The following is a 778-nucleotide window of genomic DNA, read 5'->3' as shown; positions in this document are numbered from 1 at the left end:
CTGGCGGTCGCCCTGCACCGGCTGGCGCGCCGCGTACCCTCCCGCACCGCCGTGGAACTCGACGAGGAGGCCACGGCGGAGCGCGGCATCACCGACGGACTGTGGCTGCCCTGGTTCCGGCCCGCGGACGTCCGGGCGTTCGACCTGGTCCTCCTTGTCGACGACGCCCCCACCATGGCCGTCTGGCACGAGGAGACGGCGAGCCTGGCCGCGGCCGCCGAACACAGCGGCGCCTTCCGGAGCGTACGGACCGTGGCCCTGACCCTCGCCCCCGCCGGCCCCGTGTCGCTGCGCTGGAACGGGGCGCGGACCCCGGCCCGCATCGGCGAACTCCTCGACGGCAGGGGGGACCGCCTCTTCATGGTCGTCACGGACGGACTCGCCCACGGCTGGGCCGGCTCCGCGGCGGACACGCTGCTCGACCGGCTGGGGCGGGCCGGCCCCACGGCCCTGACGCACCTGCTGCCGCCCCACATGCGGCACCGTTCCTCGCTCCACCCCCACCCCGCGGTCCTGGAGGCCGGTGGCCTGGGCGCGGCCAACGACTGCCTCGTACTGCGTCCGCCGCCCCAGGGCCCCGACCCGATGCGCCCCCTGCCGCCCGTGGGCGACGGCGTCGCGCCCGTCCCGGTGCTGTCCCTGAAGTCCGGTTCGATCGCCGCCTGGACCGGCCTCGTCACGGGTGAGAGGGGTGTGCGCCGCGCCCTGCCGGCCGTCCTGCCGGGAACGCTCGCGACGGGCGTCCCGGCGCCGGGGCTGCGCGCTCCGCGGTCACCGC

1 protein-coding gene is annotated in these 778 nt (G+C 77.5%); it reads left to right on the top strand.

Going from position 1 to position 778, the window contains the following annotated elements; translation table 11 throughout:
* A partial coding sequence (locus B7767_RS42215) for an SAV_2336 N-terminal domain-related protein (protein ID WP_306298056.1) occupies window positions 1–778 on the top strand: 778 nt, incomplete at both ends.

The sequence above is a fragment of the Streptomyces sp. 13-12-16 genome, assembly GCF_002114215.1.
In the GTDB taxonomy this organism is placed as follows: Bacteria; Actinomycetota; Actinomycetes; order Streptomycetales; family Streptomycetaceae; genus Streptomyces.
This window is presented reverse-complemented; position numbering and strand designations above follow the sequence as displayed.